The sequence below is a fragment of the Sphingobium terrigena genome (assembly GCF_003591655.1).
GTDB classification, from domain to species: domain Bacteria; phylum Pseudomonadota; class Alphaproteobacteria; order Sphingomonadales; family Sphingomonadaceae; genus Sphingobium; species Sphingobium terrigena.
Genome location: NZ_QVRA01000038.1, coordinates 22,192 through 28,621, shown reverse-complemented (window position 1 = coordinate 28,621; position 6,430 = coordinate 22,192). Strand labels below are relative to the sequence as shown.

The 6,430-nt window shown below is 59.7% G+C and carries 6 protein-coding genes and 2 pseudogenes; 6 read left to right on the top strand and 2 right to left on the bottom strand.

Annotation, left to right across the window (positions count from 1 at the left end; genetic code table 11):
• The 6 genes and pseudogenes from D0Z70_RS22465 to D0Z70_RS22450 all read left to right on the top strand — a co-directional run.
• A pseudogene (locus D0Z70_RS22465) lies at positions 1-122 on the top strand (IS5/IS1182 family transposase); the annotation flags it as partial.
• A gap of 166 nt (positions 123-288) precedes the next feature.
• A complete protein-coding gene (locus D0Z70_RS25885) occupies positions 289-468 on the top strand; it encodes a hypothetical protein (RefSeq protein WP_420820402.1) in 180 nt (59 codons plus the stop codon).
• A gap of 137 nt (positions 469-605) precedes the next feature.
• Complete coding sequence (gene htpG, locus D0Z70_RS22460) at positions 606-2,492, top strand: molecular chaperone HtpG (RefSeq protein ID WP_119750220.1); 1,887 nt, start codon at positions 606-608, stop codon at positions 2,490-2,492.
• A 339-nt stretch (positions 2,493-2,831) separates the two neighbouring features.
• A pseudogene (locus D0Z70_RS25750) lies at positions 2,832-3,320 on the top strand (cation:proton antiporter domain-containing protein); the annotation flags it as partial.
• A gap of 67 nt (positions 3,321-3,387) precedes the next feature.
• A complete protein-coding gene (locus tag D0Z70_RS25745) occupies positions 3,388-4,098 on the top strand; it encodes a cation:proton antiporter domain-containing protein (protein ID WP_275402237.1) in 711 nt (236 codons plus the stop codon).
• Positions 4,099-4,221: 123 nt separating this feature from the next.
• Complete coding sequence (locus D0Z70_RS22450; protein WP_119750218.1) at positions 4,222-4,767, top strand: L,D-transpeptidase; 546 nt, start codon at positions 4,222-4,224, stop codon at positions 4,765-4,767.
• 34 nt (positions 4,768-4,801) lie between these two features.
• On the opposite strand, the gene D0Z70_RS22445 is transcribed toward D0Z70_RS22450, so the two are convergent.
• Positions 4,802-5,674: a formate/nitrite transporter family protein gene (locus tag D0Z70_RS22445; protein WP_119750216.1), complete on the bottom strand. Its 873-nt coding sequence runs from the start codon at positions 5,672-5,674 to the stop codon at positions 4,802-4,804.
• Between the two features lie 66 nt (positions 5,675-5,740).
• Entirely contained in the window at positions 5,741-6,397 is a 657-nt protein-coding gene (locus D0Z70_RS22440; RefSeq protein ID WP_119750222.1) for a sigma-70 family RNA polymerase sigma factor, read from the bottom strand.
• Between the last annotated feature and the right edge of the window lie 33 nt (positions 6,398-6,430).

Genomic DNA, 6,430 nt, shown 5'->3' with positions numbered 1-6,430 from the left:
GCAAGCTCAAGCACTTCAGGCGCATCGCCACCCGCTATGACAAACTCGCGGAGAACTTCCTTGCTATGGTCCAACTGGCCTCAATGCGCCTGTGGCTCCGCGCTTATGAGTCTACGACCTAATCAGAACCCGATACGGAAGCCTACCGGTGTCGACCCTTCAGGAACATTCATGACCGAATTTCTCGTTCTCGCTTCCAGTCAGTCTACTTCTTCACGTTAGCATGGGTTAGAGGTGCTGCCTGGCGACGGTCTTCATGGTGTCGGTGATGGCCTGAAAGGTTGGTGTATGACACCCCAGACAAGACCGGCACCAGCAAGATCGAGAAATCCCTGGATGTCGCGTCGGTTGCAAAACAGGCCTGCCCTGGCGCAACTGAACAAGGCGTCAATCAGGGAATATGGTAATGCCTATTGTGGCGGTGAGATCGAGAAATCCCTGCGCAAGGTTGCTGTGGAACAAGGGTAGCGAGGAAATGCTGGCCGGCACCGCTTTCAACAGGCATGGTCAAGAAGAGCGGTACTTTCAAGCTCACCTCTTGAATGGAAATCGCATTCGATCCATCTGACCGTCGCACAGTCTGCCATATGAGAGAGCGAAGACCCATGACGACCGACACCGTGAGCGCCCCTGAAACGCATGCTTTCGAGGCGGACGTTTCAAAGTTGCTGCACATGATGGTGCACTCGGTCTATTCCGACAAAGACGTATTCCTGCGCGAGTTGATCTCCAACGCGGCCGACGCGTGCGAGAAACTGCGCTATGAGGCCATTTCCAATCCGGCCCTGTTCGGCGACGATCCCCAGCCGCGCATTACGCTGGTGCTCGACAAGGAAGCCGGGACAATCGTGGTCGAGGACAACGGTATCGGCATGAGCGCCGCTGACATGGGGGAAACGCTGGGCACGATCGCGCGGTCGGGCACCAAGGCCTTCATGGACAGGCTGACCGCTGACAAAAATGGCGAGGGCCAGCAGTTGATCGGCCAGTTCGGCGTGGGTTTTTATTCCGCTTTCATGGTAGCGGGGAACGTCGATGTCGTGTCACGGCGTGCAGGAACTGATGAGGCCGCTAGATGGTCGTCGGATGGCCTAGGAACATACACGATCGCGCCAGTCGACACCGCGGAGGCGCCGGCGCGCGGCACGCGGGTGACCCTGCATCTGCTGGACGATGCGAAGACCTACGCCGAGCGTTACACGGTCGAGCGGATCGTGCAGGCGCAGTCGGGCCATGTGCCCGTGCCCATTTTCATCAAGGAACTGGGCAGCGACGAGGAAGAGCGCCAGGTCGCTGACGGGGCGGCACTTTGGACCAAGGCGAAGTCGGACATCAGCGAAGAGGATTATGCAGACTTCTACCGCAGCGTCGCGGGACAATTCGACAAGCCCGCACTGACGCTCCACTATCGCGCGGAGGGGCGGCACGAATATTCGGTACTGACTTTCATTCCCGAAACCAAGCCGTTCGACCTGTTCGATCCCGACCGCAAGGGTCGGATCAAGCTCTATGTGCGCCGCGTCTTCATCACCGATGAGGCGGAAATCCTGCCTCGCTACCTGCGCTTTGTGCGGGGTCTTGTGGACTCCGCCGACCTGCCGCTCAACATGTCGCGCGAAATGATCCAGGACAGCCCCGTTTTGTCCGCGATCCAGAAGGGCGTGAGCAACCGCATCCTGTCGGAACTGGACAAGATCGCAACCAGCGATGCTGACCGCTATGGCGCGATCTGGGAGAATTTCGGAGCGGTGCTCAAGGAAGGCCTCTATGAGGATTTCGAGCGGCGCGCGCAGTTGCTGGGCCTTGCCCGGTTCAAGACCAGCACGTCGAACGGTCAGTGGCGCTCGCTCAAGGACTATGCTGCGTCCCTCCAGGACAACCAGACCGCCATCTATTATGCGACGGGGACCGATCTCGACCGGATCGCCCAATCGCCGCAGCTCGAGGGTTTCAAGGCGCGCGGGATCGAGGTTCTGCTGCTCCCCGACCAGGTCGACAGCTTCTGGACGACCGTTGGTGTGGATTATGACGGCAAGCCCTTCAAGTCGGTGACCCAGGGCGCGACTGACCTCAGCCTGATCCCGCTGGCTGAAGGCAGCGCGGCTGCGGATGCTCCGAACGAGGATGTGAGCAGCTTCATCAACTTTGCCAAGGAAGCTTTGGCCGACCAGGTGTCCGACGTTAGGGTGTCCGATCGTTTGACGACCAGTGCCGTCTGCATCGTCGCGTCAGAAAGCGCGATGGACCTGCAACTCGAACGGATGCTGGCAGCGGCCGGGCAGGTGCCCGAGCGGGCAAAGCCAGTGCTGGAGGTCAATGCCGGCCATACGCTGATCGCCAAGCTCGGCCAGACCGGAGCCAGCGACGAAGAGCGGAGCGACCTCGCCTTCCTGCTCCTCGACGAGGCGCGCATCGCCGAAGGTCAGCCACCCGCCGATCCTCGCGCTTTTGCTGAGCGGCTGGAGCGATTGATGGCGAAATCGCTGAACTGACGGACCATTGCCCGACAGCGAGTTGGCGCCTGTCGAAGGCCGGGCCGTAAAAAGCTCGGCCGGAGGCGGGAATCAGGATACCATCGTTTGACCCCGTAATGGGAACGGTCGGCACCGGCAGTCATGGCAGCGTCAAATGCCTGACCTCAGCCTTTAATCTGCCTTCCTGGGACGACCCTTTATGGTCATCCGACCGCCAATTTATCCTGCGCAGGTCCTGGCTGTCGGGTATTTGAACTACGACGAGAAAACGGACCTTGCCTGTCCACTAATTCTACGAAAATTGGCGTCCCTACGCGCGCCATGTAGCCGATGAGGCGGCTGCGTCGTTGAAAGCCGATGCAGCAAGTTATTTCAGCGCCTGACCCGTATATCCTCATTCTAACCGGCGCCGGGCTGATGATAGCGCTGGTCGCATGGCTCCCCCTGGTCCTCAAGCGGCTCCCCCTGTCCCTGCCCATCGTCTGCATCGGGATTGGCGTCGTTATATTCTCAGTGCCGGCAGTCACGCTGCGGCCCTTGCCTCTCACCTACCCCGAGGTGACCGAGCGCTTCACTGAGCTGGTTGTGATTATTGCCCTGATGGGAGCCGGCCTAAAACTTGACCGACCTTTCAGCTGGGGAAAATGGAATATCACCTGGCGCCTGTTGGCTGTCACTATGCCGCTGGGCATCCTGGCTATCACCGCCATCGGCGGGTGGTGGCTTGGGCTCTCGTGGGTGGCGGCACTTCTACTAGCGGCCAGTCTGGCACCCACCGACCCCGTGCTTGCCTCCGACGTTCAGGTGGGCCCGCCCAAGACTGGCGAGGAGGACGAGGTGCGTTTCGGACTCACCTCCGAGGCGGGGCTGAATGACGGCTTCGCATTCCCGTTCGTCCATCTGATTGGCGGCAATGACGGGCGAGCCCTGGGCGGCACAATGGCTAATGCACAATGTCCTGTGGGAAATTTTCGCAGGCGTTCTGGGTGGCTGGCTGATCGGCCGTCTGTTTGGGTGGCTCACCTTCCACGTTCCCGCCGACACCAGATTGTCCAAGACCGGCGACGGATTGGTGGCGATCTCCGCGACGTTCGTGTCCTATGGTCTCACTGAACTACTACACTGTTATGGCTTCCTGGCCGTGTTCGTAACCGCACTAACGCTGCGGCGATCTCATCGGGATCATGAGTTCAATCGGCAGATGCACGACTTAACCGAGCAGGTGGAACGACTGGCGATGATGGCGCTGCTTCTGTTATTTGGCGGCGCGCTTGTGAGTGGCCTGTTCCGTCCACTTCAATGGATCGACGTGGCGGCGGCGTTGGCGATCCTGCTGGTAGTTCGGCCGCTATTCGGCATTATAGCCCTGACGAGATTCAAGGCGAGTCAGTCGGAGAAGAGAACAATCGCTTTCTTCGGGATCCGGGGCGTGGGATCATTCTATTATCTCGCGTACGGTCTCAACCATCTGCAGATTGATGAGGGAGCTCGGCTATGGGCGATTGTGGGTTTGGTGGCTTTGCTGTCAATCCTGCTGCACGGCCTGACAGTCACTCCCGCCATGCGGATGGTTGACCGACGGCATGGGCGTGACCCGGACGGGAAAGGTTCCGCTGCTCTTTGACTTGCCGGTCGCCAATCGACCCTTCACGGACGCTCAACAAACAATTTTTGCTGCTCAAGTACAGACTGTCCGGTATTCCGGCGGCTTTCGATCAAGCCCGAACCTAGACACAGATGAAGTAGCCTGCGGGCACCGAAGGCCGATATTGAACTGCGACTGCCCAGCCTCATCCCGGCCGATCGCGCCTATGACAATAGTCTGTCGGCGCAATGGCGCGAGACGCTCGCGACCCTCAACATCAGCGCGCGGCAACCCCAGGCGGCGAAGATCCTAGTCGACAAGTCCGAGAGCCTACTCAAGGTCTATGATGGTCAGGACCGTCTCGCCGCACAGTTTCCCGCGACGACAGGGAGCGAGCATGATCCGCTGCCGATCGGACAATGGGCCATAGAGGGCATAGCGTTCTTGCCGACCTATCATTATAATCCAGCCCTGTTCTGGGATGCTGCCGAAGGTGACGGGAAAGCCGTGTTGCAACCCGGCCCCAACAATCCCGTCGGCGTTGTTTGGATCGACCTCGACAAGCCGCATTATGGCATCCACGGCGCGCCCGAGCCGGCCCGGATTGGGCGCTCGCAAAGCTATGGCTGCGTTCACCTCAGCAACTGGGACGCCGCCCGCCTTGCGCAAATGACCAGCACGGCAACGAAAGTCATTTTTCAGGAGTGACCATATTTGGCGCAAGCAGGCGGGATTTGCTTCCTTAGCCCTCCTCTTCCGCCGCCTTACTATCGCCACGCATCTGGCCATGGGCCAACACCGCGAACAGTCCTGTGCCGCCAATGATGTTGCCGACAAGCGCGGGCAGGAGGAAGGCGAACAGCATGTCCGCAAGGGTCATTGACCCGTTCAGCCAGAGAAAGGCCGTCTGCGAAAAGCCGGTCACGACATGGCTGAACCCGCCTAGCGCAATGACGTAGGTCAGCAAAGAGATGACCCAGAACTCACTGCCCTTCGCATTCGGCAGAAGCCAGGCGATGGATGCCATGAGGAAACCAGCGGGGATACCCAGCATCAGCGTTTTGATTCCTTCCTGCGCGGGAAGTTTCGCAAGGATATCGATTGCTACGAGCCGCTGTTCATGCGTGATGATGACCTCGCCTGCCATCAGCGCGACCACGATCAGCACACCGATCAGGTTCGCGCTCAACACGACGGACCATAGTCGCGCAAGTCTCGCGAGGCCGGCAAAGCTGGGTCGTGCCGCCACGGGAAGCACTGCGGTGACGGTGCTCTCAGTGAACAACTGCAACCGCCCCATGATGACGATCACATAACCGACGGGGTAGCCAAGCAGATAGACAAGCTCGGCCCAGCGCTCGTCGGGCAGGCGCATGCGAAGATAGAGTTCGGCCAGAAGCGATATGGTGATGGCAAGGCCGGCAGCGAGACCGGAAAGCATCAAGGCAATGACTGGCCGCCCCAGTTCTTCTTCGCCCTGTAGCCGCACGGCCTCATGCACGACCATATGCGAACTGGCCTGGCGCCGCCGGACGTCGTGTGCCTCGTCGCGAGACAGAGCATCGTCAGGTAAGCTGGGATCATTCGCCAGCGGCCGATCCTGCTGGGATGTCATTGGCTAACGCCTTGAAGAAAGGAAACGCCGGAGCAGGACCGAACCTGTCTCCGCTTCATCATCCGCTCAGGCCGCCAGCGCTAGCAGCCCTGGCACACCGGGCCTAGCCGCCTGTCGGGTCTGAATCCGGTCGAGATAGGCGAAAATGCTGACAACGGCATCTTCTTCATTGTCAAAATCGCTACGCGCAGTTTCCAAAACGCCACCATTCATCAGGGCTTCGAGCGCCATGCGCGCCCGCGCGACCCGGCTCTTGACCGTTCCCACAGCGACGCCCGTGATCTTGGCCGTTTCTTCGTAGGAAATGCCGCCGGCACCAACGAGTATTAGCGCCTCCCGCTGCGGTTCAGGCAGCTGCGTGAGCGCGCGCATAAGATCACGCAGTTCGATGCTGGTATCTTGCGAAGCCGGCGAGGCCAGAACACGATCTGCCACCAGGTCATCCCATTCACCGGTGAAGCGGAGGCGACGCGTCAGGCTGAAATAATGATTGCGAAGGATCGTGAAGGTCCAGGCACGAAAGTTAGTACCCGCCATATAGCGGTTCCGCGCTGCCCAGGCCTTGAGCATAGTTTCCTGGACAAGGTCATCCGCCAGATCGTGATTGCCGCAAAGGCTTCGTCCAAATGCACGCAGCTGAGGAATCACGCGGGCCAGTTCGTTTTTGAAGGCAGCATCGGTCAGGCTGGCAGTTGCGACCTGCATCGCGTTGGCGTCCGACATGATATCCCCTTCAAACATGATCCGGATAAGAAC